The sequence below is a fragment of the Xanthomonas sp. F10 genome, from assembly GCF_014206815.1.
Lineage (GTDB): Bacteria > Pseudomonadota > Gammaproteobacteria > Xanthomonadales > Xanthomonadaceae > Xanthomonas_A > Xanthomonas_A indica.
This window is the reverse complement of the sequence record NZ_JACHNP010000002.1, coordinates 785,557-811,828: the sequence shown is the minus strand read 5'-3', so window position 1 is coordinate 811,828 and position 26,272 is coordinate 785,557. Positions and strand designations below refer to the sequence as shown.

The window sequence follows — 26,272 nt, the reverse complement described above, 5'->3', positions numbered from 1 at the left end:
CCGCCGCCATTCGCGCCACGCGCCAGGGATCCTCGTCGGATGTTTCGCTCATGACCGCTGCTTCCTCCCCCCACGGACCTGGCCGCTGGCTGTTCGCCGGCTATGCCGTCCTCATCGCCGTGATCGGCGTCGCCCTCGCCATCATGGGCGGGCAACTCGTCGCCGTCGGCGGCTCCTGGTACTACCTGCTCGCGGGCGTGGCGCTGGCCGCGTCCGGCGTGCTGCTGGCGCTGGGCCACCGCGCCGGCCTGTGGTTGTTCGGCGTCACCCTGGCCGCCACCATCGCCTGGGCCCTGGCCGAGGTCGGCCTGGACGGCTGGGCGCTGATCCCGCGCCTGGCGATGGTGTCGGTGCTGGGCCTGCTGCTGTTGCCATTCTGGAAAGTGGCGCGCTGGCGCCTGGCGCCGGTCTCCGGCATCGGCTACCTGCTCGTCGCCGGCGTGCTGCCGGTGCTGGGCGCGGCACTGGTGTTCGTGCCGCTGCTGTTCCCGCGCACGGTGGAACTGGTCGACCCCAGCCTGGCCGCGCAGCGCCCGCAGGCCGCCTTCAGCCGCGCCACGGTGGACAGCCCCGACGGCAACGTCGCCGGCAATCACGACGCCGGCAACTGGACCGCCTATGCCGGGTCCAACCTGTCCAACCACTACAGCCCCGGCGCGCAGATCACCCCGGACAACGTCAAGGACCTGAAGATCGCCTGGGAATTCCACACCGGCGACCTCAAGCCGGCCGGCTCCAAGCTCGGCTACGCGTTCCAGAACACCCCGCTGAAGGTCGGCGACCTGGTCTACATCTGCACGCCCACGCAGAAGGTGATCGCGGTGGAGGCCACCACCGGCAAGGAACGCTGGCGCTTCGATCCGCACACCGATCCGAAGGCCATGGCCGGCGTCGCCGCCACCACCTGCCGCGGCGTGTCCTACTTCGAGGCCACCACGCCGGTCGCCGAGTGCGCCAAGCGCATCTTCTGGCCAATGGTGGACGGCCGCCTGGGCGCGCTCGACGCGCTCACCGGCAAGCTCTGCGACAGCTTCGGCACGCACGGCTATGTCGATCTGAACAAGGACACCGGCAACACCAAGCCCGGCTTCGTCGGCCCGACCTCGCCGCCGGTAGTGATGCGCGGCGTGGTGATCCAGCCCACCGGGCAGATTCGCGACGGCCAGGAGCGCGACGCGCCGTCCGGCGTGGTGCGTGCCTTCGACGCGGTCAGCGGGCAGCTGCGCTGGGCCTGGGACCTGGGCAACCCGGCGATCGATGCGGCCCCGCCGGCCGGCCAGACCTACACCCGCTCCACCCCGAACGTGTGGTCGCTGATGGCCGCCGACGACCAGTTGGGCCTGGTCTACCTGCCCACCGGCAACGCCTCCGGCGACTTCTTCGGCAGGCAGCGCACGCCGCAGGAAGAGGAGTACACCGCCTCGCTGGTCGCCCTGGATGCGGCCACCGGCAAGGAGCGCTGGCATTTCCGCACCATCAACCATGATCTGTGGGACTACGACATCGGCCCGCAGCCGAACCTGGTGGACTTCCCGGTGCCCGGCGGCGGCACCCGCCCGGCGGTGATCCAGGCCACCAAGTCCGGCCAGGTGTTCGTGCTCGACCGCGAGACCGGCGCACCGATCATGCCGGTGGAGCAGAAGCCGGTACCGCAGGGCACCGACCACGGCGACTGGACCGCCAGGACCCAGCCGGTGTCGCCGGGCATGCCCAACACCGTCGGCGCGCCGAGCAAGGACTACGAGACCCTGGTCGAATCCGACGCCTGGGGCATCACCCCGTTCGACCAACTGGTGTGCCGCATCCAGTTCAAGCGGCTGCGCTACGAGGGCATGTTCACCCCGCCGAGCCTGGGCGGTTCGCTGGCCTTCACCGGCAACCACGGCGGCATCAACTGGGGCGGCGTGTCGGTGGACCTGCAGCGCGGCATCATGGTGATGAACAGCAACCGCCTGCCCTACACCGAGCAGGTGTATCCGCGCCAGGAAATGCAGGCGCTGGGCGTGGTGTCGGTGTTCAACGGCAAGAGCAGGACGCCCGGCTACATGGCCCAGGAAGGCCTGCCCTACGGTGCGCGCAAGGAGCCGTGGATGTCGCCGCTCAACACCCCGTGCGTGGCGCCGCCGTGGGGCTATATCTCCGGCGTGGACCTGCGTACCCAGCAGGTGATCTGGCGGCGTCCGCTGGGCACCGGCTACGACCAGGGCCCGATGGGCATTCCGTCGAAGATGAAGTTCGAACTGGGCACGCCCAACAACAGCGGCTCGCTGGCCACCGCCGGCGGCGTGACCTTCATCGGCGCGGCGCTGGACAACTTCCTGCGCGGCTACGACACCCAGACCGGCAAGCTGCTGTGGGAAGTGCGCGTGCCGGCCGGTCCGCAGGCCGCACCGCTGAGCTACACCGTCGATGGCAAGCAGTACATCGTCGCCGCGATCGGCGGCCACGACCGCATGGATACCAAGGCCGGCGACAGCGTGATCGCCTGGACCCTGCCCGACGCGAAGGCGCCGGCGAAGTAAGCGTCCGCCCATCCCGCCACCGGCCCACAGTGGGTCGGTGGCGAGGACGGTCAGCCCGGCCACGCTCGAGCCGGCATGCCCGTCTGGCCTGCCGCGGGTTCCCCGCGCAGCGCCTCTGCTGCTGCAGCGCGTCACCCTCTCGCGCCTCGCTGCCGACGCCGCACAGGCGTGCAGGCCATGTGAAGTTCCCGACGAACGGCAGGTGCCGGCGATCCAGCACGCCGCGCAATGCGCCGATACTGGCTGTACCCCCGCGAGATCGCGTCGCCCCTGCAGCGTTGCCCGTTGTTTCCCAGCCGGTGCACACCATGCCCTCGCCATCCGCCGCTCTCCGCCCCACCATTCCCGCGTGGCTGCGCCCGCAGTCGGCGCTGCTTGCCCTGGCCCACGTGTTGGTGCTGCTGGCGCTGACGGCCTACGCGCTGCAGGTCGGCCGCACGGTCGGGCCGACCGGATCGGCGTTGCCGCGCGTGCTGCCGGCGCTACTGGTTGCCGCCGCGGCAGCCGCGGCGCTGGTCTGGGCCGGCAGACGCAGCGCGCCACGCGCCCTGGAACGGGCCACGCAGGCGCTGCAGGCGCTGGGCGAAGGCCGCTTCGAGTACCGCGTGGACCTGGCCGGCGACGCGGCCGAAGTGGCCCTGCTGCGCGCGGTGCAGAACGCACAACAGGCGCTGGCCGCACGCCAGGCGCAGACCGAGGCGGAACTGCGCCATGGCCGCTTCGTGATCCAGGCGCTGGACGATCTCGACACCATGGTGCGCATCGCCGACGACGATGGCCGTGTGCATTTCGCCAATCGCAAGCTGCTGCAGATGCTGCAGACCATCGAAGCGGACGTGCAGCGCTTCCGTCCGGAATTCCGCGCCGAGCAGTTCGTCGGCGGCAGCATCGGCGACATCTATCCGGACAGCCAGGCGGCGATCGACCGCATGCGCGCACTGACCGGGTCCAAGCGCGTGCGTGCGCCGTTCTTCGGCCGCCAGATCGATTTCGTGTACAGCCCGATCAACGACGCCGACGGCCGCCGCCTGGGCACCATCGCGCAGTGGGAAGAGGTGACCGCGCAGGTCAACGCCGAACAGGCGCTGGCCACGGTGATCGAGGCCGCCGCGCGCGGCGATTTCAGTCAGCGCATCGAGACGGCGGCGATGGACGGGGTGCTCAAGTCGCTGGCCGAAGGCGTCAACCGCATCGCCGATGCGGTGGAGAGCAACCTGGCGCACCTGGCGACGGCACTGGCGGCGCTGGCCGAGGGCGACCTCACCCATCGCGTCGACGGCCAGGCCCAGGGCGTGTTCGCGCAGTTGCGCGAGGACACCAACCGCACCGTGGCCAAGCTCACCGAGATCATCGTCGGCATCCAGGACGCGGCCGAGACCATCCGCCGCGCCGCCGCGGAAATCGCCGCGGGCAACACCGACCTGTCCGATCGCACCGAGCAGCAGGCGGCGAGCCTGGAAGAGACCGCCAGTTCGATGGAGGAACTGACCTCGGCGGTGAAGCAGAACGCGGACAACGCGCAGCAGGCCAACGGCCTGGTGCAGAACACCGGCGAGATCGCCCGGTCCGGTGGACAGGTGATGGACGAGGTGGTGGCGACGATGCGCGCGATCAGCGCGTCCTCGCAGCGCATCGGCGAGATCATCGGAGTGATCGACGGCATCGCCTTCCAGACCAACATCCTGGCGCTCAACGCCGCGGTGGAGGCCGCGCGCGCCGGCGAACAGGGCCGCGGTTTCGCCGTGGTCGCCACCGAAGTGCGTTCGCTGGCGCAGCGCTCGGCCGATGCGGCCAAGGAGATCAAGGACCTGATCGAGGCGTCCACGCGCACCGTCGGCGAAGGCGCGGCACTGGTCAACCGTGCCGGCGTCACCATGCACGAGATCGTCGGTTCGGTGCAGCGGGTGACCGGCCTGATCGGCGAGATCAGTGCCGCCAGCGGCGAGCAGTCCAGCGGTATCGAACAGGTCAACCGCACCGTGGCGCAGCTGGACGAAGTGACCCAGCGCAACGCCGCCCTGGTCGAGGAAGCCACCGCCGCCGCGCGCAGCATGGAGGAACAGGCCGGCGGCCTGGCCGCGGCGGTCGGCGTGTTCCGCCTCGACAGCCGCCGTGCCGGCGCTGCCGACGGCAAGGTGCTGCCGTTCGCGCGTGACGCCGGCTGAGCCGGTCCGCGCAGCGCGCTCACTCCAGGAAACGCGCGCGCTGTTGCGGCTCCGGCAGGAAACACTGCGCGGTGGTGCCGAACCAGCGATGGCGGTTGCGCGCCAGCAGCCGATAGCCGGCGTCACGCCAGCGCCGCGGCAGCAGGCGCAGCAGCGCGACGCTGCGCCACACCCCGCCAAGCCCGGCGATCACCGCGATCGCCGCGTCCGAGTCGGTCAGTGCAGCATCTGGCGTCAGCAGGAGGAACGACAGCGGATCGGCCGGATCCAGCCCGTGGTCGCGCAACAGCGCGCTGCCGCGCGGCGACTGTATCGCCGCAAAGCGGTAGCGGCCGCGGCGGTCATGGCGCAGCAGGAACCGCACCCAGCGGCTGCACAGCGCACACACCCCGTCGAACACGACGATGGCCGCGTCCTCCGGCGCCGTGGGCGCCACCACCGGCGGCGGCTCAGGCCGGCGCAAGCCAGCCCTCGTAGCGGATGAACGGGCCGATCCACGGCAGCGTCACCGCAATCAGAAACGCATAGCGGCCGTCGCGCTGGTCTTCGCGGCAGTGCACGCCGGCCAGCCAGCGCCGCGGCAGCGGCAGCACGCCGAACGCCCAGGCCCGCGCCGCGCGCCATTCGATGCCCGCGCCGTCGACCCGCAGGGCGAATTCGAACACCACCGCACCCAGGCGCTCGCGCAGCCGGCCGCGGTGCAGCCACAGCCGCGAGGGCATGGCATGCCGACCGAAACGGCGCTCCCAGCACTCCCCGCGCGCGTCGGCGCGGAACACCACCTCCACCGGCGTGGCCGGTCCGGTGCGCGGCAGCCGCACCAGCCACGCGCACAGCGGCAGCAGCGGATGTCGGCCGCGGGCGACCTCGGCCTGGCCGACGTAGCGCGACCGCGGCCCCGGCGTGTGCAGCGCGCGCAGCACCGGCGGCAACTGCGCGAACGCCGGCCCCAGCACCTGCGCGAACAGCGGCGCGGTCAGGGCGCGATCCACGCCAGGGTCGCCATGCGCCCGCTGCGGCGGTCGCGCCGGTAGGAGTAGAAGCGCTGCGCATCGGCGATGGTGCACAAGCCACCGCCGTGGATCTGGTCTGGCGCCACGCCGGCCGCGACCAGACGCTGCCGCGCCAGCGCGTACAGGTCCACCAACCAGTGCCCGGGACGGGTCGCGACGAAGGCGCTGGCCGCGGCCGGATCGTGGCGCAGGAAGGCCTCGCGGACGTCGACGCCGATCTCGTAGCGCTGCGGCCCGGCGGCCGGGCCGAGCCAGGCCTGCAGTTGCGCCGGGGGGGTGCGCAGCGCGGCGACGGTGGCTTCCAGCACGCCGCCGGCCAGGCCCTGCCAGCCGGCATGCGCGGCGCCCACCTCGCTGCCGTCGCGGGCGGCAAACACCACCGGCAGGCAGTCGGCGGTCAGGATCGCCAGCACCACGCCCGGTTCGGCGGTGACCGCGGCATCGGCGGTTGGCTCGGCGTCGATGCCAATGGCGTGCGGCGGCCCGTCGAAGCGCAGCACCTGCACCCCGTGCACCTGCCGCAGCCAATGCGGCGGCGTCGGCAGCGCCAGCCGCACGGCCAGTTCGTCGCGATTGCGCTGCACCGTGGCCGGGTGGTCGCCGTCGGCGGCACTGCGGTTGCCCAGGTTGAAGCGGTCGAACGGCGGCTGCGAGGCGCCAGCGCCAGTCCGCAGGGTGGTCAGCGCGTGGACCCGCGGCGGGACCGGCCAATCGGCCTGCAAGGCGAAGTCCGGCATCAGCAGCACCCTCGGCCGACAGCGGCCGCCTGGCCGCTTCGCGGGCGTCCCCGGCCGCAGCCCGAGACGGTGCCGCGTGCCACGGCGCAGGAACCCGGCGACGTGGCCATGCTCAGCGCCGCGCCCGCTCGGCCGCCGCCTGCGCATCCGCGCGCAGGGAGGCCATCAGCTGCTGCAGGTCGGCCGGCACTGCGGCGGTGGCGCGGACCGGTTCGCCACTCAGCGGATGCTTGAACTCCAGGGTCTCGGCGTGCAGCGCCTGGCGCTTGAAGCCGCGCAGTTCGCCGATCAGTTCCTCGCTGGCGCCCTTGGGCAGCTTCAGCGGGCCGCCGTACAGCGGGTCGCCGACGATCGGGTGCTTCAGGTGCGCCATGTGCACGCGGATCTGGTGGGTGCGGCCGGTCTCCAGGCGGCATTCCAGGGCCGTATGCGCACGGAAGCGCTCGCGCAGCCGGTAGTGGGTGACCGCATCGCGGCCGTCCTCGCGTACCGCCATGCGCAGGCGGTCGCGCGGATGGCGGTCGATTGGCGCGTTGGCGGTGCCGCCGGAGACCAGCGCCCCGACCACCACCGCCAGGTATTGCCGGTGCACGTCGCGCGCGGACAGCTGCGCCACCAGCGAGGTGTGCGCCTGCAGGGTCCGCGCCACCACCATGGCGCCGCTGGTGTCCTTGTCCAGACGGTGCACGATGCCGGCGCGCGGCAGCGCCGACAGCCCCGGGTCGCGGTACAGCAAGGCGTTGACCAGGGTACCGCTGGGGTTGCCGGCACCCGGGTGCACCACCAGCCCGGCCGGCTTGTTCAGCACGATGACCTGGTCGTCCTCGTACAGCACCTCCAGCGGGATGTCCTCGGGCAGGGCGTGGGTCTGGGTATCCAGCACCGCATGCAGGCTGGCGATCTCGCCGCCGCGCAGCGGATCGCGCGGCCGCGCCGGGGCGCCGTCGAGCAGGGCGTCGCCGGATTTGATCCATTCGGCCAGGCGCGAGCGCGAGTATTCGGGGAACAGTTCGGCCAGCACCGCGTCGAAACGGCGGCCGGCGGCATGGTCGGGCACGCGCGCCTGGCGCGGGCCGTCGCTGGCGGCGTCCTCGGGGAGGTCCGGGGGGGTATTGGGCATGGCAGGGGCACGGCTTGGGTCGGAAAAGGAGGGTCGCGGCGGCCGTAGTCAGTCGCAGGACAGGCCACTAGGCTATCATCGCCCCTTCGTATTCCTGCCCTGCCGCGCCCGAACCCATGATCCGACGCTCCGTCCCGCTGTCCGCGCACGTCCGTTTCATCGCCCTGCTGCTGGTCACGCTGGTCGTGGCGACGGGTTGCCACCGTCAGAAGAAGAACCCCGAGGAAGGGATGCCGGTGGAGCAGCTCTACCAGAAGGCGCATGCGCAGATGGAGAGCGGCAACTGGGCCGGCGCCGAGAGCAGCTTCAAGCGGCTGATCGCGCAGTACCCGTACGGCAACTACACCGAGCAGGCGATGATCGAAAGCGCCTACGCCCAGTACAAGGCCGGCAAGCACGACGACGCGGTGTCGACCATCGACCGCTTCATCCGCACCTATCCGACCCAGCGCAACATCGCCTACATGTACTACCTGCGCGGGTTGTCCAACTCCAACCGCGACACGGTGTTCCTGCGCCGGGTGTGGTCGCTGGATCCCAGCCGCCGCGACCTGTCCACCCCACAGCAGGCCTACGCCGACTTCAACACCGTCGCCGAGCGCTACCCGAACAGCCGCTACGCCGCCGACGCGCGCGAGCGCATGATCGCCCTGCGCAACGTGTTCGCCCAGCACGAGCTGGACAACGCGCTGTACTACCTGCGCCGCGACGCCTGGGTGTCGGCCGCCTCGCGCGCCACCTACCTGCTCGAGACCTACCCGCAGAGCGCCTACCAGTACGACGCGGTGGCGGTGCTGGCCGATGCCTACACCCACCTCGGCAACAAGACCCTGGCCGCGGACGCGCGCCGCGTGCTGGAGCTCAACGATCCGCAGCATCCGTGGCTGACCGGCAACTGGCCGAAGTACCCGTGGATGATCCGCAAGCTCAATCCGTTCGCCGGCGAGAAGTCCGCCGCCACCGGACAGTCCAACTCGCAGATGCAGCGCTGATCCATCGCGCCGGCGAGATGCATACCGACAGGGGCCGCAAGGCCCCTGTCGCGTTCTGGGGGATCGCTGCGGCCCCGCCCTCCCCTGCAATGGCGGGCCGATCCGGTCCGGTACTCGGCGGCGAAGACCGCGCGGCAGCGAGACGGTGCCGGGCCTGCCCCGCGCCGCGGACTGCGACGCGCGCCCCAATCCGGACGATTGTCGGCCAGACCGCTGCGCAGCCTTGCTAGGCTGCCCCCACACCTCCTCCGTGCCGATCCGCTGGGACCCTGCCCATGCCCATGCCCATCCTGCGCCCGCTGTTGTGGTTGTTCGCCGCCGTCTTCTCCGCCGCTGCCGCCCTGCCGGCCGCCGCAGCACCGGCCATCGTGTACGGCGTCAACGGCCACGACGGCCGCCAGGCCTATCCGCTCAGTCAGAGCGAGGCGGTGTTCCGCCTGCTCGACCAGCGCAACCTGCGCAGCTACCGCTTCGACGTCGACCCGCGCAACTTCACCGTGCTCGACACGTTGGTGCAGCTCTCGCGCAAGTACAACATCGCGCTGCGGCCGATGGTGTATCCGATGTCGCAGGAGATCGGCTACGCGTTGGCGCGACGCTATGCCAACGACATCAAGGTCTGGGAGATCGGCAACGAGCAGGACCTGGACCGTGCCGCCGCCCCGGCGCGGATCGCGGCGATGACCACGATGTACCGCGGCATGAAGCAGGCCTCCGACGAAGTGGGCGCCGGCCTGCAGTTCACCATCAACATCACCGCCTGCAACAGCGACGATCATTCGGCCACCGCGCGCTGCCCCGGCGACCGCAACGGCTCGCTGTGGTTCCTCGACCAGGCCAAGGCCGCCGGCTTCGACTTCGACCGGATCAGCTTCCACTACTACGCCTTCCACGGCGAGCGCGGCTACTGGATGGACCTGTATCTCGGACAATTGCGCGCCGCCGCGCAGAAGTACGGCACCAAGGTGTACGTCAACGAGCTCAACTGCGCCGAGATCTACACCGGCAACACCGATGGTGGCTACCCCGGCGACGGCGCCTGCTACGACAGCGTGGCGGAACTGCTGCAGACCCTGCGCAGCGACTACGCCGACGTGGTCGCCGAGATCAATCTCTACGAACTGCTCGACCAGCCGGACCAGCAGGGCGCGGAAGCCCATTTCGGCCTGATGTACGACCTGAGCCGGCCGAAGCCGACCCTGGGCCTGCTGACCGACGCCGCCCGCTGAGCGTGCCGCGTCTTCGCGCGGCGTGGTCGCCGCCTGCGGCTATGCTGCGGCGATGTTCGAACTGCATCGGGTCACCCGCCGCTACGGCGACACGCTGGCACTGGACCAGGTCGATCTTTGCATCGCCCCGGGCCGCACCACCGCTTTGATCGGCCCCAGCGGCGCCGGCAAATCCAGCGTGCTGCGCCTGCTGCTGGGACTGGAATGGCCGGATCGCGGCGAGGTGCGCTTCCAGGGCGAGCCGCTGCGCCGCGCCACCCTGCTGGCGCAGCGCCGGCGCATCGGCTACGTGATCCAGGAAGGCGGGCTGTTCCCGCACCTGAGCGCGCGCGACAACGCCGCCTTGCTGGCGCGCACGCTGGGCTGGACGCGGCCGCGCATCGCCGCGCGCCTGCACGAACTGGCGGCCTTGTGCCGGCTGCCGGAAGCGCTGCTGGCGCGCTATCCGGCCGAGCTGTCCGGCGGCCAGCGCCAACGCGTGGGACTGATTCGCGCGCTGCTGCTGGACCCGCCGGTGCTGCTGCTGGACGAACCGCTGGGCGCGCTCGATCCGATCGTGCGCCGCGAACTGCAGACACAGATGCGCGAACTGTTCGCGCTGCTGGGCAAGACCGTGGTACTGGTGACCCACGACGTCGCCGAGGCCGCCTACCTGGGCGACACCCTGGTGCTGATGCGCGGTGGCCGCGTGCTGCAGGAAGGCAGCGCGCGCCACCTGCTGGAGGCGCCGGCCGATCCGTTCGTCGGCCAGTTCCTGCAGGCGCAGCGCACCCTGGAGGATGCGCGGTGACGTCGCCGGGCGCGCGCTGGCGCGCGGTCGTGCTGGTCGCCTTGGCCGCTGTGGCCAGCCTGTCGGGCTTGCCGGCCGCTGCCGCGGAGACCAAGGTGGTGGTCGGCTCGAAGAACTTCACCGAAGCGGTGGTGCTGGGCGAGATCGCCGCCGGCGCCGGGCGCCAGGCCGGGGTCGAGGTCGAGCACCGGCGCCAGCTCGGCGGCACCCGCATCCTGTGGCGCGCGCTGGAGCAAGGCTCGATCGACGCCTATGCCGAGTACACCGGCACCCTGGCCGCCGAACTGCTGCAGATGCCGGGCGCCGACGACGCCGCGCTGCGGCAGGCGCTGGCGCAACGCGGCCTGGCGATGAGCGCGCCGCTGGGCTTCGACAACACCTATGCGTTCGGCATGCGCCGGCAACGCGCGCAGGCGCTGGGCATTGTGCGCCTGTCCGACCTGGCCGCGCATCCGACGCTCAAGTTCGGGCTGAGCAACGAATTCGTCTCGCGCGCCGACGGCTGGCCCGGCGTGCGCGACGCCTACGGGCTGCCGCAGACGCCGACCGGCCTGGACCACGACCTCGCCTACCGCGCGCTGGACAGTGGCGCGATCGACCTCACCGACCTGTACAGCACCGACGCCGAAATCCCCGCACACGACCTGCTGGTGCTGCAGGACGACAGGCATTACTTCCCGCGCTACGCCGCGGTGTTCCTGTACCGCGCCGACCTGGCGCAGCGCGCGCCGCGCTTCGTGCAGGCGCTGCAGGGACTGGGCGGACGCATCGACGCGACGACCATGCAGCGGCTCAACGCCGAGGCCAAGCTCGACAAGCGCGCCGAGAGCGCCATCGCCGCGCACTGGCTGGGCATCGCCGCGCCGGCGCAGGACGGACGCCTGCAACGGCTGCTGCAACGCACCCGCGAGCACCTGGCATTGGTCGGGCTGTCGCTGGGCCTGGCCCTGCTGGTGGCGCTGCCGCTGGGCATCCTCTCGGCGTACCGGCCACGGCTCGGCCAGGGAGTACTGGCGCTGACCGGCGTGCTGCAGACGCTGCCGTCGCTGGCGGTGTTCGTGTTCATGATCCCGCTGTTCGGCATCGGCGCCAAGCCGGCGATCGCCGCGCTGTTCCTGTACAGCCTGCTGCCGATCGTACGCAACACCCATGCCGGCATCACCGGCATTCCCCGCGAGCTGCGCGAGACCGCCGCCGCGCTCGGCCTGCCGCCGGGCACCCGGCTGGGGAGGATCGAACTGCCGCTGGCGCTGCGCACCATCCTTGCCGGCATCAAGACCGCGGCGGTGATCAACGTCGGCACCGCGACCCTGGGCGCACTGATCGGCGCCGGCGGCTACGGCCAGCCGATCCTCACCGGCATCCGCCTGGACGACCTCGGCCTGATCCTGGAAGGCGCGGTGCCGGCCGCGCTGCTGGCGTTGCTGGTCCAAGGCCTGTTCGAGCTGCTGGAGCGGGCGCTGACCCCGCGCGGATTGCGCCTGGCAGCGCGGCGGTGAACCGGGCGCCACGCCACGGGCGTCAGAGGTGCGACCGGCCGTGGCAACCGCCACCCGCGCGAAACGCATCACACCGGCAATGGGTCGCGGCTGAAGCCGCGCCTACGGCCTGCATGCCGTTTCTCCCGTAGGAGCGGCTTCAGCCGCGACCAACGAAGCCATGCACCCAACAGGATCGCCGATCCGGACCGGTAGTCGACTGCGTTCCCCATAGAAACTGAAGCCAGACAACGATCGCACACACGTGCGTTCAAGCACGCACCACCGCCACCATCTCTCGCGCCAGGCCGCGCATCGCCTCCGCCGTCAGCTGCAGGTACGGCGCGATGCGCAGCGCACCATGGCGATGGGTACAGATGACCTGCGCATGCTGCAGCCATGGCAGCAAGACCGGCATCGTCGATGCTGGCGGACGCAGTGCGTACAGGTGCGGCGCGTGCCCGGGCACGGTCCAGTCGCCCGCGCCCAGCGCGTGCAGTTCCGCGTTGAAGGCCGCGCCAAGCTCGCCGAGCCGCTGTGCGATGCGCGCCGGCCGCCACCGCTGCACCTGCTGCAGCGCGACGCTGGCCATCGCCAGGCGCAGCGGATCGGCGACGCCGCCGGCATCGAAGCGGCGCGCGCCGCTGCGGTAGGGCGGCGGCGCGTCGGCCGGGAACTGCCAGTCGCTGCCCGGATCGCGCGCCTGCCAGTGCTGCTCGAACGGGACGCCGTGCGCGCGCCAGTGCGGGGAGGCCCATAGCCACGCCAGCCCCATCGGACCGAGCAGCCATTTGTGTCCGACCGACACCACGAAATCCGGCCGCCAGACGTCCAGCCGCACCGGCAGCACGCCCAGGCTCTGGCTCAGGTCCAGCACCAGCATCGCGCCGGCCGCATGCACGCGCGGCGCAATGCGGTCCAGATCCAGCAGGCTGCCGTCGCGCCAGTAGGCATTGGGCAGGGTGGCCACGCGCACGCGCGGCTGCGCCTCGAGCGTGGCCAGCACCGCGTCGGTCCAGTCCTGGCCCGGCGCCGGCCGCACCACCGCGAGGTGCGCGCCGCTCTCGGCGCAGCGTTGCTGCCACGCCAGCAGGTTGGAGGGGAACTGGCCATCGAGCAGCAGCACCGCATCGCCGGGCGCCAACGGCACCTGCCGCGCCGCGATGGCCAGGCCGTAGGCCGCCGACGGCACCATCGCCACCCCTTCGCTGTCGCCCGAGAACACGGTGGCTGCAGCCAGCGCGCGCAGGTCTTCGATCTGCGCGCGCCAGGCATCGAAGGACAGCGTCCACGGCGCGATCGCGTCGGCCAACGCCGCCTGCCCCGCGGCCAGCGCACGGTGCAGGCGCGGCCCCTTGCTGGCGGTGTCCAGGTAGCGCACTCCCGCCGGCAAGGCGAACGCATCTGCCGCAGCATCGAGGTCGACCAGTTCGCCGGCGCAAGCCGGACCGGCAGCATGGGGCGAGGCGATCGTAGACATGTGTCTAGGGTAACGCCACGGTCCGCGACGCGTGACGGTCCGTTCACGCCGCTGCGCTAAGACTGCATCGATGCAAGCGATCTCTCCGGCGTCACCGCCCTCGCCCATCGCGTCCGTTGCGACGCTGGCGGACCGCCTGCGCCGCGTGCGCGCCCGCAGCCGTCATCTCGCCGCGCCATTGAGCGAAGAAGACGCGATGGTGCAGAGCATGGACGACGCCAGCCCGGCCAAATGGCATCTGGCGCACACCACCTGGTTCTTCGAGCGTTTCGTGCTTGGCGCCGATCCGGCGTACCGCGCGCACGATCCGCAGTGGGATTACCTGTTCAACAGTTACTACCAGAGCATCGGCCCGGCGCATGCGCGGCCGCATCGCGGCCTGCTGTCGCGGCCCTCGCTGGCGCAGGTGCTGGAGTACCGGAACGAGATCGAAACCCGCGTGCTGGCGCAGTTGCAGGCCGGCACGCTGGCGCCGCAGACCCTGCAGATCCTGGAACTGGGCCTGCAGCACGAGCAGCAACACCAGGAGTTGCTGCTCACCGATATCAAGCACGCGTTCTGGCGCAATCCACTGGGCCCGGCCTATCGCGCCGACCTGGCGACGCAGCACGCGCCGGCGTCCCCGCTGCGCTGGCTGCAGCGCGATGAGCAGATCAGCGAGATCGGTGCCGCGCCGTGGCCGGCGCATGCCGACTTCGCCTACGACAACGAATCGCCGCGGCATCGCGTGCTGGTGCCGGCGCATGCGCTGGCCAGCCGCCCGGTGAGCAACGCCGAATACGCCGAGTTCATCGCCGACGGCGGCTATCGCACGGTCGGGCTGTGGCTCAGCGACGGCTGGGCCAAGCGTTGCGCCGAGGACTGGCAGCGCCCGCTGTACTGGCATGCCGACGGCGCGCGGGAATTCACCCTCGGCGGCTGGCGCGAACGCGATCCGCATGCACCGGTGTGCCATCTCAGCCTGTTCGAGGCCGATGCGTTCGCGCGCTGGGCTGGCGCACGCCTGCCGACCGAAGCGGAGTGGGAACAGGCGGCCGCCGGCGTCGCCATCGCCGGCAACTTCGTCGAGACCGATGCGCTGCATCCGCAGTCGACGGCGCGGGCCAATACCGGCTTGCAGCAGTTGTTCGGCGATGTCTGGGAATGGACCGGCAGTGCCTACCTGCCCTACCCCGGCTTCCGCCCGTGGTCGGGCACGCTGGGCGAATACAACGGCAAGTTCATGAACGCGCAGTGGGTGTTGCGCGGCGGCAGTTGCGCCACGCCGCACGATCACATCCGCGCCAGCTACCGCAATTTCTTCCCCTCCGATGCGCGGTGGCAGTTCGCCGGCGTGCGCCTGGCCAAGGATCCCGCATGAATGCCGCAACCGCCCGCGCCCTGACCGAAGCCGCCCTCACCGATCTGCATCCGCAGGCCGACGACATCGCCGCCGACGCGATCGCCGGCCTGTCGCGCAGCCCCAAGCAGCTGCCGTCCAAGTACTTCTACGACGCCGAGGGCTCGCGCCTGTTCGAGGCGATCACCCGCCAGCCCGAGTACTACCTGACCCGCACCGAGCTGGACCTGCTGGAAGCGCGGATGCCGTCGATCGCGCAGGCGGTGGGCACCGGTGCGCACGTGGTGGAACTGGGCAGCGGCAGCGGCCGCAAGACCCAGCTGCTGCTGGACGGCCTGCGCATGCCGGTGGCCTATACCCCCATCGAGATCTCCCGCGACATGCTGATGTCGAGCACCGCGCGGCTGGCCGAGCGCTTCCCGCACATCCAGATGCTGCCAGTATGCGCCGACTTCACCGCGCCGGTGGCGCTGCCGGCGCCGCAGCGCGGCGCGCGCCGCACCCTGGTGTTCTTCCCCGGCTCGACCCTGGGCAACTTCACCCGCGAGGACGGCATTGCCCTGCTGCGCTCGATGCGCCAGACCATGGGCGCGGACGGTTGCGCGCTGATCGGCATCGACCTGGTCAAGGACACGGCGCTGCTGGAGGCGGCCTACAACGATGCCGCCGGGGTCACCGCCGCATTCACCCTGAACCTGCTGCGCCGGCTCAACCGCGAGATCGGTAGCGATTTCGACTTGGCACAGTTCCGCCATCATGCGGTGTATTCGGAAGCGCGCGAGCGGATCGAGACCTTCCTGGTCAGCCAGTGCGCCCAACAGGTGACGGTGGCCGGGCAGCGCTTCGATTTCGCCGAAGGCGAAGCGATGCAGGTCGAGTACAGCCACAAGTACACCGACCAGAGCTTCGCGGCGATGGCCGCCGAAGCCGGCCTGCGCGTCAGCCATGGCTGGAATGCGCAGGACGATGCGTTCGGGCTGCGGTTGCTGCAGGCGGTCTGAGGGGCCGGGATTGGGGATTCGGGATTGGGGATTCGCAAAAGCGAATACGGCGCGATGCCGTAGTTTCCTGTCAACGGGACCCGCGTAACATCCCTCGTAGGAGCGGCTTCAGCCGCGACGGGCTTTACCAGTAACGCCCGTCGCGGCTGAAGCCGCTCCTACAGATGAGACAGATGCCAGGCCGACGACCGCGTCAGGCCTGATACCCGTTACTGATCGGATAGCGCCGCTCGCGCCCGAAGGCGCGGCGCGACACCTTCGGCCCCGGCGCGGCCTGGTGGCGCTTCCACTCGCTGATGCGCACCAAGCGCACCACCCGGTCGACCACCTCGGCGGCATAGCCGGCAGCGACGATTTCGTCGCGCGATTCTTCCTGGTCGACGTAGCGGTACAGGATGCCGTCGAGCACGTCGTAGGGCGGCAGCGAGTCCTGATCGGTCTGGTTGGCGCGCAGTTCCGCCGAGGGCGGCCGCGTGATCACCGCTGGCGGGATCACCGGCGTGCCGCCGACCGTATTGCGCCACTTCGCCAGGCCGAACACCTCGGTCTTGTACAAGTCCTTCAGCGGCGCATAGCCGCCGCACATGTCGCCGTAGATGGTGGCGTAGCCCACCGCGTACTCGCTCTTGTTGCCGGTGGTCAGCAGCAGGCCGCCGAACTTGTTGGCCAGCGCCATCAGGATCACGCCGCGGCTGCGCGACTGCAGGTTCTCCTCGGTGACATCGGGCTCGGTGCCGGCGAACAGCGGGCCGAGCGCGCTCAGCAGGCCCTCGAACGCCGGCTCGATCGCCACCGTCTCCAGCTTCACGCCGAGGACGCGGCACTGGTCCGCGGCCAGGTCGTTGGACAGGTCGGCGGTATAGCGCGACGGCAAGCGCACCGCGGTGACGTTGTCCGCGCCCAGCGCGTCCACCGCCATCGCCAGCACCAGCGCCGAATCGATGCCGCCGGACAGGCCAAGCCAGACCTTGGAAAAGCGATTCTTGGCGCAGTAGTCCTGCAGCCCGCGCACCACCGCGCGCCAGGCCAGCGCATCCATGCTCTCGTCGCCATCGTCGGTCCAGCGCAGCGGCGCGAAACGGCGCGCGGCGGTGTCGTATTCCACCACCAGCCACTGGTCGGTGAAGGCGGCCGCCGCCGGATGCACGGTGCCGTCGCCGTCGGCCACCACCGAGGCGCCGTCGAACACCAGCGCGTCCTGGCCGCCGACCACGTTGAGATAGGCCAGCGCCGCACCGCTCTCGCGGCTGCGCTCGGCCAGCAGGGCGTCGCGCTGCGCATGCTTGCCGCGCTCGTAGGGCGAGGCATTGGGCACCAGCACCAGTTCCGCGCCCGCCCGCACGGTCGCCGCCAGCGGCTCCGGGAACCACAGGTCCTCGCAGATCACCAGGCCCACCGGCGTGCCCTTGACCTCGAACACGCAGTTCTCGCCGTCCGGGTCGACGTCGAAATAGCGGCGCTCGTCGAACACAGCGTAATTGGGCAGTTCGCGCTTGCGATAGGTCCGCTCGATGCGGCCGCCGCGCAGCACGCTGGCGGCGTTGTAGACCACGCTGCCGGCGCTCTGCGGCCAGCCGACCACCGCGACGATGCCGTGCACCTGCGCGGCGATGCGCTGTACCGCACGCTCGCAATCGGCCAGGAAGCCCGGCCGCAGCAGCAGATCCTCCGGCGGATAGCCGCTGACCGCCAGTTCCGGGAACAGCACCACGTCGGCGCCGTATTCGTCGCGCGCCTCCTCGATCAACGCGATGATCCGGTCGGTGTTCTGGGCCACGGCGCCGACCGGGAAATCGAACTGGGCCATGGCGAGACGGAGGGAGGCGGACATAGGCAACCTTGCAGGAACGAAGGGAAGACAGGCAGGCGCCACGCGAGCGCATCGTGCCTGCCGCGGCGCCGCGGCATCGCGTGGCGCCCTGTGCAGTGTAGCGCTGTGCCGGGTTGCGGCCGGTGATGCGCATGCCGCCACGTTGGAGTGCAGGCATGTAGGCCAGGCAAGCCACATCTTGGGTGCGCACATGGCGGCAGCCGCGGCGATGCCACAGGACGCTCCCTATGGCGCACGCGCCCAGAGAAAGCCGCTTGGCCAGGCACCCCGCGTCGCGACTGAAGTCGCTCCCACAGCAACATGCACGACCAACAGAAATCGCTGGCGCATGCACCGCGCGTCGCCGCCGAAGCCGCGCTCACTCCAGGGACAGCACGTGCTGAGGCGTCACTGTGGGCGGGACTTCAGTCCCGACTGCATCAACCCCGAAGCGCCGGCCAGCCACCACCACCATGTGCTTCAGCGGGCGCCAGCACCAGCCCGTGCACGCCGCTGCCGGCGCCAACGCCGCAGCAGCATCGCCAGTCCCGCACACAGCCCCAGCGCGGCGACGCCCAGCACCGCCATGCGCACGGCGACGCCGTGCTGGAACACCACGTCCTTGCCCTCGCCGTCGAGCGTATAGGCGACCACGTAATCGCCCATCGTGCCCATGCCCTCGCGACCACCGGCGGCGATCACCACGTACTGCTTGCCGCCTACCGCATAGACCGACGGCGTGGCCTGGCCGCCGGCCGGCAGCTTGGCCTCCCACAGGGTCTTGCCGGTGGCGCTGTCGAGCGCGCGCAGGCGCGCATCGGCCGCCGCGGCGATGAAGGTCAGGCCGCTGGCCGTGGTCACCGCACCGCCGAGCAGTGGCGTGCCCACCTCCAGCGGCAGCCAGGGCAGCTTCTCTTCCAGGGTGCCGAGCGGGCGCTCCCAGGCGATCTTGCGCGTGCGCAGGTCCACCGCCACCAGCCGCCCCCACGGCGGCTTGACGCAGGGAATGCCGCCGGAGGAACTCAGCATGCCGCGACGCATGTCGTACGGCGTGCCCTCCATGTCGTTGAACTGCTGGTCCGGATGGCGCGCGTGCTCGGCCTTGCTGAATTGCTCGCGCGGGATCAGCGCCACCTGCATCGGCAGGTCCGACACCGGCAGGATCGCCAGCTGCCGCTGCGGATCCACCGCGATCCCGCCCCAGTTCACCCCGCCGGCCCAGCCGGGCAGCGCGATCGTGCCGCGCACGCTGGGCGGAGTGAACAGGCCTTCCGAGCGCAGCCCGGCGATCAGCGCGGCGCATTCGCGGCGCGCGCCCGGCGTCGCGCCCCAGGCATCGGCGGCGGTCAGCGGCGTATGCCGCGCCAGGCGCAACCCCGGCTCGGGCATCGGCTGGGTCGGCGAGGCGCGCTCGCCCGGCACGTCGGAGGCCGGCACCGGCACCTCGCTGATCGGGAACAGCGGCGTGCCGTCGCGACGGTCGAAGGCGAACAGGAAGCCGGTCTTGGTCGCCTGCAGCAACGCCGCGCGCGGCCCCTGCACGGTCTGCACCGTGGTCAGCACCGGCTGCGAGGCCAGGTCGTAGTCCCACAGATCGTGATGCACCAGTTGCTGCGCCCACACCCGGCGCCCGCTGTGCAGGTCCAGCGCCACCAGCGAGTCGGTATCGCGGTTGTCGCCGAGGCGCTCGCCGCCGTAGTAGTCGGGACTCGCCGAGCCGGTCGGCACGTAGACCAGGCCCAGCGCCGGATCCACCGACAGCGGCGCCCAGGCATTGCCGCCGCCGACCGTGGCCGCCTGCGCCGGCTGCCAGCCGGCGGCGGTAGCCTTGTCCGGGTCGCGCGGCACCGGATCCCACCGCCACAGCTCACGGCCGCTGCGCGCGTCGTAGCCGCGCACCACGCCCTGTTCCAGCGCATGCCCGCGGTTGTCGCCGATCGAACTGCCGACCACCAGCACGTCGCCGGCCACCACCGGCGGCGAGGTCACCGCATAGTTGGACCAGGCATCGCTGGCGTTGTCGTGCACGTCGATGCCGGCATGCAGGTCGATCGTGCCGTCCTTGCCGAACCCGGCGCAGGGCCGGCCGTCGACGGCATCCAATGCCATCAGCCGCGCATCCAGGGTGCCGAACACGATGCGCTCGCGGCACGCCCCTGCTGCGGCCTGGGTGTCGCGCCAGAAACTCACTCCGCGCGAGGCCGGATCGCTGTAGTGCTTGTCGCGCCGCACCTTGGCATCGAAGGACCACAGCTCGCGGCCGCTGGCCGCATCCAGGGCGAAGGCGATGCCGGTGCCGGTGGTGAGGTACATGCGTCCACCCAGCACCAGCGGATTGGCCTCGAAGCGACGCCGTTCCGGATCGGGCAGGCCCGCGCCGAGTTCGCCGGTGCGGAACGACCAGGCGATGCGCAGCCGGCCGACGTTGTCCTGGGTGATCTGGGTCAGTGGCGAATACTGCCCACCACCGGGCGCGCCGGCGTAACTGGCCCAGTCGCCCGGCGCCGCCGCGCAGAGACCACCGATGCCCATCGCCATGCCCGCCCCGCATACCGCCGCCCGCCATCGCCTGATCACGCATCCGCTCCTGTCACTGCCGAAGAAAGTGGCGTCAATGTCGGCACCGCGCCGGACCGTGTCAGCGCCGCAGGGACGGCATCACCCGGCCAGGGGACCAATGGCGGGGCGACAGGGACGAATGGCGACCACCGGGATGGCGCAACTGCTTGATTGCGCGGACGGTGGTGGGCGGCAGTGCGTGGCCACCCCATCCGCCCCGTCGCGCCAGGGACGCCGCATCAGTGCCGCGCACCGCATCCTCGAAACGAAAAAGGCCTCGCTCGCGCGAGGCCCTTCCGGACAGCGGCGGCGACAACGACGCACCCGAAGGCGGTCGCTGCCGCGGCGCTGGCGGCTTACTTCACCAGCGAGGCGATCGCTGCACCCAGGTCGCCCGGCGAGCGGACGGTCTTGACGCCAGCGGCTTCCATCGCCGCGAACTTGCCCTCGGCCGTGCCCTTGCCGCCCGAGGCGATCGCACCGGCATGGCCCATGCGCTTGCCGGCCGGCGCCGAAGCACCGGCGATGAAGCCGACCACCGGCTTCTTGACGTGCTTGGCGATGTATTCGGCACCGGCTTCCTCGGCGTCGCCGCCGATTTCGCCGACCATGATGATGCCTTCGGTCTGCGGATCCTCGTTGAACAGCTTGAGGCAGTCGACGAAGTTCAGGCCGTTGATCGGGTCGCCGCCGATGCCGATGCAGGTGGACTGGCCCAGGCCGACTTCGGTGGTCTGCTTGACCGCTTCATAGGTCAGCGTGCCCGAACGCGAGACGATGCCGATCTTGCCCGGCTTGTGGATGTGGCCCGGCATGATGCCGATCTTGCACTCGCCCGGGGTGATCACGCCGGGGCAATTCGGCCCGATCAGCACGGTTTCCGGGAACGAACGGGTCAGCACGTTCTTGACGCGCAGCATGTCCAGCACCGGGATGCCTTCGGTGATGCAGACGATGACCTTGATGCCGGCCGCAGCCGCTTCCAGGATCGCGTCGGCCGCGAACGGCGGCGGCACGTAGATCACCGAGGCGTCGGCGCCCGTGCTCTGCACGGCATCGGCCACGGTGTTGAACACCGGCAGGTCGATGTGGGTGGTGCCGCCCTTGCCCGGCGTGACACCGCCGACGACCTGGGTGCCGTACTCGATCATCTGGGTGGCGTGGAAGGTGCCCTGCTGGCCGGTGAAGCCCTGCACGATCACCTTGGTGTTCTTGTTGATCAAAACAGACATTGGAGTTCCTTGGTGTCGTGGATCAGGCGGCGTTCTTGACAGCTTCAACGACCTTCTTGGCGCCGTCGTTGATGTTGTCGGCCGGGATGATGGCCATGCCGCTGTCGCGCAGCAGCTGCTTGCCTTCTTCCACGTTGGTGCCTTCCAGGCGCACCACGACCGGAACCTTGACGCCCACTTCCTTGACCGCCGCGATGATGCCCTCGGCGATCATGTCGCAGCGGACGATGCCACCGAAGATGTTGACGAAGATGCCTTCGACCTTGTCCGAGGACAGGATCAGCTTGAACGCCTCGATCACGCGCTGCTTGTTGGCACCGCCGCCCACGTCGAGGAAGTTCGCCGGCTCGCCGCCGTTGAGCTTGATCACGTCCATGGTCGCCATCGCCAGACCGGCGCCATTGACCATGCACCCGATGTTGCCGTCCATGGTGACGTAGTTGATGTCCAGCTCCGAAGCGGTCACTTCGGTCTCGTCTTCCTGGGACTTGTCGCGCATGGCGACCAGTTCCTTGTGGCGGAAGTTGGCGTTGTCGTCGCTGTTGAACTTGCCGTCCAGCGCGTACAGGTTGCCGTCGTCCAGGATCGCCAGCGGATTGATCTCCACCAGCGCCAGGTCCTTCTCGTTGAAGATGCGGTACAGGTTGACCATGATGCTGGCGAACTGGCCGGCCTGCTTGGCGGTCAGGCCCATCTTGAAGCCGATGTCGCGGCCGTGGTAACCCTGCACGCCCTCGACGAAGTCGACGTTGAGCGTGTGGATCTTGTCCGGGGTCTCGGCGGCGACCTGTTCGATCTCCATGCCGCCCTCGGAGGAGGCGATGTAGCTGATGGTGCGGGTGCCGCGGTCGACCAGCACCGACAGGTACAGCTCCTTGACGATCTCGCCGGCGGTGGTCACCAGCACCAGGTTGATCGGCAGCTCGACGCCGGCGGTCTGGTAGGTGGCCATCTTGGTGCCGAGCAGCTTCTCGGCAACGGCCTTCACGTCGTCGGTGGTCTTGCAGAACTTGACACCGCCAGCCTTGCCGCGGCCACCTGCGTGGATCTGCGCCTTGACCATCCAAGGGCCAGCGCCCAGCGACTTGGCGGCTTCAACCGCTTCTTCCGGAGTCGCCGCGACCTTGCCGGCCGGGACCGGGATGCCGTACTCGGCAAGCAGTTGTTTTGCCTGATATTCGTGGAAATTCATGCGTCACCGTGGGAAAAGGAACGGCCGTCCCGCAGCGATCCGGGCCCTGAGTGGCGGCCGGGAGCGGTACGGACGGGACGGCTATTGTCGCCGACCCAGGGCGGCGGCGCAAAAGCGCCGGTGGTGTGGCCCGGCCGAGGCCTCCGGGGAGGTCCGCGGTGGCGGGGTGGAGCAGGCACCGCGCCACACGCGCCCTGCCCCGCTCGCTCGTCCTTGCCCTTGACCTGCCCGGGCGCCGGACCACCAGCGGCGACAATCGTAGCTTCCCATCATGGGCGGCGACGGCCCAGGCAGGTCGTCGCCACGCCGGCCGCCATCCACGTACACGGCACCGCCCCTATACTCGCGCCGTCCGCTGCCCGCCCGGAGTCCGGCTTGCCCACCAGCGCCTCGCTCATCGATCGCATCGAGTCCATTCCACGCCGCGAGCTGTACTTCTTCGCGCTGTACCGCGTGCTGGTGGCCGGATTGATCGCCGCCCTGGTGTTCAGCCCGCTCAGCGTGCTGGTGGGCGAGCCGCGCTATCCGCAGCTGGCCAGCACCCTGTCCACCGCCTACCTGGCGGTGGCGCTGGCGCTGCTGGTGTGGGGACGCAACGAGGCGCACCTGGCGCCGATCGTCGGCTTCAGCGCCGTGGCCGACATCGTCGCCGCGACCCTGGCCGCGCACGCCCTGCCTGCGGCCAGCGCCGGCATCGCGATGATGCTGCTGTTCAACGTCGCCGCCGCGGCGATGCTGCTGCGCCTGCGCGGCGGCCTGGCCATCGCCCTGATCGCCTCGGCGGCGACGCTGGCCGAGTACATCTGGAGCGTGCTGGACGGTGCCGACAACACCCGCAGCCTGGCCGAACTGGCGATGTTCGCCACCAGCTACCTGGCGGTGGCCTACATCTGCAACGGCCTCGGCCAGCGCGCCCGCACCAGCCAGAGCCTGGCCGAACGCCGCGGCGCCGAGGTGGCCAACCTCTACGAAATCAACGAACTGATCATCCGCCGCATGCGCACCGGGGTGCTGGTGGTGGACGCGCAGAACCGGGTGACCCTGGCCAACGAGGCCGCGTCGGCCCTGCTCGGCGACACCGACGGCAACAGCGAGAGCGGCCGGCTCGACCTGCTCAGTGCCGCGCCGGAACTGGCCCGGCGCCTGCAGCGCTGGCGCAACGGCTGGAACCAGGACGAAAGCCCGCTGCAGCTGTCGCCGGACCAGCCGGAAGTGCAGCCGCGCTTCGCCCGGCTGCTGGCCGAGGGCGACCTGACCCTGGTGTTCCTGGACGACGCCACGGTGGTGTCGCGGCGCGCCGAGTCGCTGACCCTGTCGGCGCTGGGCCGCTTCTCGGCCAGCCTGGCCCACGAGATCCGTAATCCGCTGGCCGCGATCAACTACGCCTCGCAGCTGCTGGAGGAATCGCCGGCGATCGGCGATGCCGACCGCCGCCTGCTGCAGATCATCCACCAGCAGTGCCAGCGCACAAACGGCATCGTCGAGAGCGTGCTCGGCCTGGCCCGGCGCGAGCGCTCCAATCCGGAGAACCTGGACCTGGGCGCGTTCGTGCGCCGCTTCGTCCTGGAGTACCGGCAGACCCTCTCGATCGAGACCGACAGCCTCGAGGCGATCCTCGCCCCGCAGCCGGTGCATGCGCTGGTCGATCCCAAGCACCTGCACCAGATCCTCAGCGCGCTGGTGCACAACGCGCTCAAGTACGGGCGGGTGATGGAAGAACCGGCGCGGGTGCGCCTGCGCGTCGCGCTGCAGGAGCGCAACGCCATCGTCGACGTGATGGACCGCGGCCCCGGCATTCCCGAGGCGGTGGCGGCGCAGTTGTTCCGGCCGTTCTTCACCACCTCCGAGCACGGCACCGGGCTGGGCCTGTATATCGCCCGCGAACTGTGCCGGGCCAACCAGGCGCGATTGGAGTACGTGCCGGTACCGGCCGGCGGCGCGTGTTTCCGCGTCGCCCTGCCCGGTCCACACGCCATGCTCAGCGGCTGATAGGTGAGAATCGCTCCGCCAGCGCGCGGCCGGCGCCGGTAAATTGGCACATGCCCCGGTTCCTACGCTATCTTCCCTGCACATGAACGAAACCCGAAGTGCCCTGGTCGTCGACGACGAGCGCGACATCCGCGAGTTGCTGGTCCTGACCCTGGGCCGGATGGGGCTGCGCATCAGCACCGCCGCCAACCTCGCCGAAGCGCGCGAATTGCTGGCGAGCAACCCCTACGACCTGTGCATCACCGACATGCGCCTGCCCGACGGCAACGGCATCGAGCTGGTCAGCGAGATCGCCAAGCACTACCCGCGCACGCCGGTGGCGATGATCACCGCCTTCGGCAGCATGGACCTGGCGGTGGAAGCGCTGAAGGCCGGCGCCTTCGACTTCGTCAGCAAGCCAGTGGACATCCAGGTGCTGCGCGGCCTGGTCAAGCATGCACTGGAACTCAACAACGAGAGCCGCGCCGCGCCGCCGCAGCCGGCCCCGGAACAGGCCAGCCGCCTGCTCGGCGCCTCGGCGGCGATGGACGCGCTGCGCAGCACCATCGCCAAGGTCGCGCGCAACCAGGCGCCGGTCTACATCCTCGGCGAGTCCGGCGTGGGCAAGGAGCTGGTCGCGCGCACCATCCACGAACAGGGCGCCCGCTCCGCCGGCCCGTTCGTGCCGGTGAACTGCGGCGCGATCCCCGCCGAACTGATGGAAAGTGAGTTCTTCGGCCACAAGAAGGGCAGCTTCACCGGCGCCCATGCCGACCAGGCCGGCCTGTTCCAGGCCGCGCACGGCGGCACCCTGTTCCTCGACGAGATCGCCGAACTGCCGCTGCCGATGCAGGTCAAGCTGCTGCGCGCGATCCAGGAGAAATCGGTGCGTCCGGTCGGCGCCGCCAGCGAAGTGCCGGTGGACGTGCGGATCCTCTCGGCCACGCACAAGGACCTGGCCGACCTGGTCGCCGAGGGCCGCTTCCGCCACGACCTGTACTACCGCATCAACGTCATCGAACTGCGCGTGCCGCCGCTGCGCGAGCGCGGCGGCGACCTGCCGCAACTGGCCGCGGCGATCCTGGCGCGGCTGGCCAAGAGCCACGGCCGCCCCACCCCGCTGCTGTCGCCCTCGGCGCTGGACGCCCTGAGCAGCTACGCCTTCCCCGGCAACGTGCGCGAACTGGAGAACATCCTCGAGCGCGCCCTGGCGATGGCCGAGGACGACCAGATCAGCGCCACCGACCTGCGCCTGCCGCAACCCGGCAACCACGCCCGCAGCGCCGCCGAGGCCGCCCCGGCGCTGCCGCGCGGCGTGGTCGACATCGACCCCAGCTCCTCCGCCCTGCCGTCCTACATCGAGCAACTCGAACGCGCCGCGATCCAGAAGGCGCTGGAAGAGAACCGCTGGAACAAGACCCGCACCGCCGCGCAACTGGGCATCACCTTTCGGGCGCTGCGCTACAAGCTGAAGAAGCTGGGGATGGAGTAGGAAGGCAGGGATTGGGGAGTCGGGATTGGGGATTCGCAAGAGCGAAGAGCGGAGTCCGAGCCGTCGGATCACCAGGTGAGGTGGCTAGGCAACAGACGAAGGCGTAGGCCGCCGTGCGCCGTTGCCAATCCCCAATCCCGACTCCCCAATCCC

At 70.5% G+C, this 26,272-nt stretch carries 19 protein-coding genes; 10 read left to right on the top strand and 9 right to left on the bottom strand.

Annotated elements, in window-relative coordinates:
- Nucleotides 1-89 precede the first annotated feature (89 nt).
- Together FHR56_RS14925 and FHR56_RS14920 are read left to right on the top strand one after the other, a co-directional pair.
- Nucleotides 90-2,522, top strand: coding sequence for a membrane-bound PQQ-dependent dehydrogenase, glucose/quinate/shikimate family (locus tag FHR56_RS14925; protein WP_184502687.1), 2,433 nt, complete (start codon nt 90-92; stop codon nt 2,520-2,522).
- A gap of 308 nt (nt 2,523-2,830) precedes the next feature.
- Nucleotides 2,831-4,687, top strand: a complete 1,857-nt coding sequence (locus tag FHR56_RS14920; protein ID WP_160947593.1) for a methyl-accepting chemotaxis protein — start codon at nt 2,831-2,833, stop codon at nt 4,685-4,687.
- 19 nt (nt 4,688-4,706) lie between these two features.
- Here the strand turns inward: FHR56_RS14920 and FHR56_RS14915 are convergent, their stop codons facing one another.
- From FHR56_RS14915 to rluD, 4 genes are all read right to left on the bottom strand, one after another.
- Nucleotides 4,707-5,126 carry a thiol-disulfide oxidoreductase DCC family protein gene (locus tag FHR56_RS14915; protein WP_160947599.1) on the bottom strand — a complete coding sequence of 140 codons (420 nt, stop codon included), beginning with the start codon at nt 5,124-5,126 and terminating at the stop codon, nt 4,707-4,709.
- Between the two features lie 10 nt (nt 5,127-5,136).
- Entirely contained in the window at nt 5,137-5,679 is a 543-nt protein-coding gene (locus FHR56_RS14910) for a DUF4166 domain-containing protein (RefSeq protein ID WP_160947592.1), read from the bottom strand.
- Nucleotides 5,664-6,437 carry a peptidoglycan editing factor PgeF gene (gene pgeF, locus FHR56_RS14905; protein WP_160947591.1) on the bottom strand — a complete coding sequence of 258 codons (774 nt, stop codon included), beginning with the start codon at nt 6,435-6,437 and terminating at the stop codon, nt 5,664-5,666. The genes FHR56_RS14910 and pgeF overlap by 16 nt, the downstream gene beginning before the upstream one ends.
- Before the next feature lie 112 nt (nt 6,438-6,549).
- Nucleotides 6,550-7,557: a 23S rRNA pseudouridine(1911/1915/1917) synthase RluD gene (gene rluD / locus FHR56_RS14900; RefSeq protein WP_160947590.1), complete on the bottom strand. Its 1,008-nt coding sequence runs from the start codon at nt 7,555-7,557 to the stop codon at nt 6,550-6,552.
- Nucleotides 7,558-7,673: 116 nt separating this feature from the next.
- Between rluD and FHR56_RS14895 the strand changes: the two genes are divergently transcribed.
- From FHR56_RS14895 to FHR56_RS14880, 4 genes are all read left to right on the top strand, one after another.
- On the top strand, nt 7,674-8,549 hold the full coding sequence (locus FHR56_RS14895) for an outer membrane protein assembly factor BamD (protein ID WP_019797124.1): 876 nt from the start codon (nt 7,674-7,676) through the stop codon (nt 8,547-8,549).
- 275 nt (nt 8,550-8,824) lie between these two features.
- A complete protein-coding gene (locus tag FHR56_RS14890; RefSeq protein ID WP_160947589.1) occupies nt 8,825-9,778 on the top strand; it encodes a hypothetical protein in 954 nt (317 codons plus the stop codon).
- A gap of 52 nt (nt 9,779-9,830) precedes the next feature.
- The gene (locus FHR56_RS14885; RefSeq protein ID WP_160947588.1) at nt 9,831-10,568 is read left to right on the top strand and encodes an ATP-binding cassette domain-containing protein; all 738 of its coding nucleotides are present in this window, start codon (nt 9,831-9,833) and stop codon (nt 10,566-10,568) included.
- Nucleotides 10,569-10,609: 41 nt separating this feature from the next.
- Nucleotides 10,610-12,067, top strand: coding sequence for a glycine betaine ABC transporter substrate-binding protein (locus FHR56_RS14880; protein WP_237473310.1), 1,458 nt, complete (start codon nt 10,610-10,612; stop codon nt 12,065-12,067).
- 250 nt (nt 12,068-12,317) lie between these two features.
- Here FHR56_RS14880 and FHR56_RS14875 read toward each other — a convergent pair whose 3' ends face one another.
- Complete coding sequence (locus FHR56_RS14875; RefSeq protein ID WP_160947586.1) at nt 12,318-13,526, bottom strand: aminotransferase class V-fold PLP-dependent enzyme; 1,209 nt, start codon at nt 13,524-13,526, stop codon at nt 12,318-12,320.
- Between the two features lie 70 nt (nt 13,527-13,596).
- Here FHR56_RS14875 and egtB point away from each other — a divergent pair, with 70 nt between their 5' ends.
- Together egtB and egtD are read left to right on the top strand one after the other, a co-directional pair.
- Entirely contained in the window at nt 13,597-14,886 is a 1,290-nt protein-coding gene (egtB, locus tag FHR56_RS14870; RefSeq protein WP_160947585.1) for an ergothioneine biosynthesis protein EgtB, read from the top strand.
- Nucleotides 14,883-15,866: an L-histidine N(alpha)-methyltransferase gene (egtD, locus tag FHR56_RS14865; protein WP_160947584.1), complete on the top strand. Its 984-nt coding sequence runs from the start codon at nt 14,883-14,885 to the stop codon at nt 15,864-15,866. The genes egtB and egtD overlap by 4 nt, the downstream gene beginning before the upstream one ends.
- 193 nt (nt 15,867-16,059) lie before the next feature.
- On the opposite strand, the gene FHR56_RS14860 is transcribed toward egtD, so the two are convergent.
- From FHR56_RS14860 to sucC, 4 genes are all read right to left on the bottom strand, one after another.
- The gene (locus FHR56_RS14860; RefSeq protein ID WP_160947583.1) at nt 16,060-17,697 is read right to left on the bottom strand and encodes an NAD+ synthase; all 1,638 of its coding nucleotides are present in this window, start codon (nt 17,695-17,697) and stop codon (nt 16,060-16,062) included.
- A gap of 459 nt (nt 17,698-18,156) precedes the next feature.
- Nucleotides 18,157-20,253 carry a pyrroloquinoline quinone-dependent dehydrogenase gene (locus FHR56_RS14855; protein WP_343160762.1) on the bottom strand — a complete coding sequence of 699 codons (2,097 nt, stop codon included), beginning with the start codon at nt 20,251-20,253 and terminating at the stop codon, nt 18,157-18,159.
- Between the two features lie 338 nt (nt 20,254-20,591).
- Nucleotides 20,592-21,467: a succinate--CoA ligase subunit alpha gene (gene sucD, locus FHR56_RS14850; protein ID WP_026144653.1), complete on the bottom strand. Its 876-nt coding sequence runs from the start codon at nt 21,465-21,467 to the stop codon at nt 20,592-20,594.
- A 22-nt stretch (nt 21,468-21,489) separates the two neighbouring features.
- Nucleotides 21,490-22,659, bottom strand: coding sequence for an ADP-forming succinate--CoA ligase subunit beta (gene sucC, locus FHR56_RS14845; protein WP_010342227.1), 1,170 nt, complete (start codon nt 22,657-22,659; stop codon nt 21,490-21,492).
- A gap of 375 nt (nt 22,660-23,034) precedes the next feature.
- On the opposite strand from sucC, the gene FHR56_RS14840 reads away from it, so the two are divergent.
- A complete protein-coding gene (locus FHR56_RS14840) occupies nt 23,035-24,648 on the top strand; it encodes an ATP-binding protein (protein WP_160947582.1) in 1,614 nt (537 codons plus the stop codon).
- Between the two features lie 82 nt (nt 24,649-24,730).
- Nucleotides 24,731-26,119, top strand: coding sequence for a sigma-54 dependent transcriptional regulator (locus FHR56_RS14835; RefSeq protein WP_160947581.1), 1,389 nt, complete (start codon nt 24,731-24,733; stop codon nt 26,117-26,119).
- The last annotated feature ends 153 nt before the right edge of the window (nt 26,120-26,272 follow it).

What these genes read in the sequence shown, in the direction of transcription:
- FHR56_RS14920 (WP_160947593.1), top strand. Translation starts at nt 2,831, where the DNA reads ATGCCCTCGCCATCCGCCGCTCTCCGCCCCACCATTCCCGCGTGGCTG.
- pgeF (WP_160947591.1), bottom strand. Translation starts at nt 6,437, where the DNA reads ATGCCGGACTTCGCCTTGCAGGCCGATTGGCCGGTCCCGCCGCGGGTC.
- rluD (WP_160947590.1), bottom strand. Translation starts at nt 7,557, where the DNA reads ATGCCCAATACCCCCCCGGACCTCCCCGAGGACGCCGCCAGCGACGGC.
- FHR56_RS14895 (WP_019797124.1), top strand. Translation starts at nt 7,674, where the DNA reads ATGATCCGACGCTCCGTCCCGCTGTCCGCGCACGTCCGTTTCATCGCC.
- FHR56_RS14890 (WP_160947589.1), top strand. Translation starts at nt 8,825, where the DNA reads ATGCCCATGCCCATCCTGCGCCCGCTGTTGTGGTTGTTCGCCGCCGTC.
- FHR56_RS14885 (WP_160947588.1), top strand. Translation starts at nt 9,831, where the DNA reads ATGTTCGAACTGCATCGGGTCACCCGCCGCTACGGCGACACGCTGGCA.
- FHR56_RS14875 (WP_160947586.1), bottom strand. Translation starts at nt 13,526, where the DNA reads ATGTCTACGATCGCCTCGCCCCATGCTGCCGGTCCGGCTTGCGCCGGC.
- egtB (WP_160947585.1), top strand. Translation starts at nt 13,597, where the DNA reads ATGCAAGCGATCTCTCCGGCGTCACCGCCCTCGCCCATCGCGTCCGTT.
- egtD (WP_160947584.1), top strand. Translation starts at nt 14,883, where the DNA reads ATGAATGCCGCAACCGCCCGCGCCCTGACCGAAGCCGCCCTCACCGAT.
- FHR56_RS14860 (WP_160947583.1), bottom strand. Translation starts at nt 17,697, where the DNA reads ATGTCCGCCTCCCTCCGTCTCGCCATGGCCCAGTTCGATTTCCCGGTC.
- sucD (WP_026144653.1), bottom strand. Translation starts at nt 21,467, where the DNA reads ATGTCTGTTTTGATCAACAAGAACACCAAGGTGATCGTGCAGGGCTTC.
- sucC (WP_010342227.1), bottom strand. Translation starts at nt 22,659, where the DNA reads ATGAATTTCCACGAATATCAGGCAAAACAACTGCTTGCCGAGTACGGC.
- FHR56_RS14835 (WP_160947581.1), top strand. Translation starts at nt 24,731, where the DNA reads ATGAACGAAACCCGAAGTGCCCTGGTCGTCGACGACGAGCGCGACATC.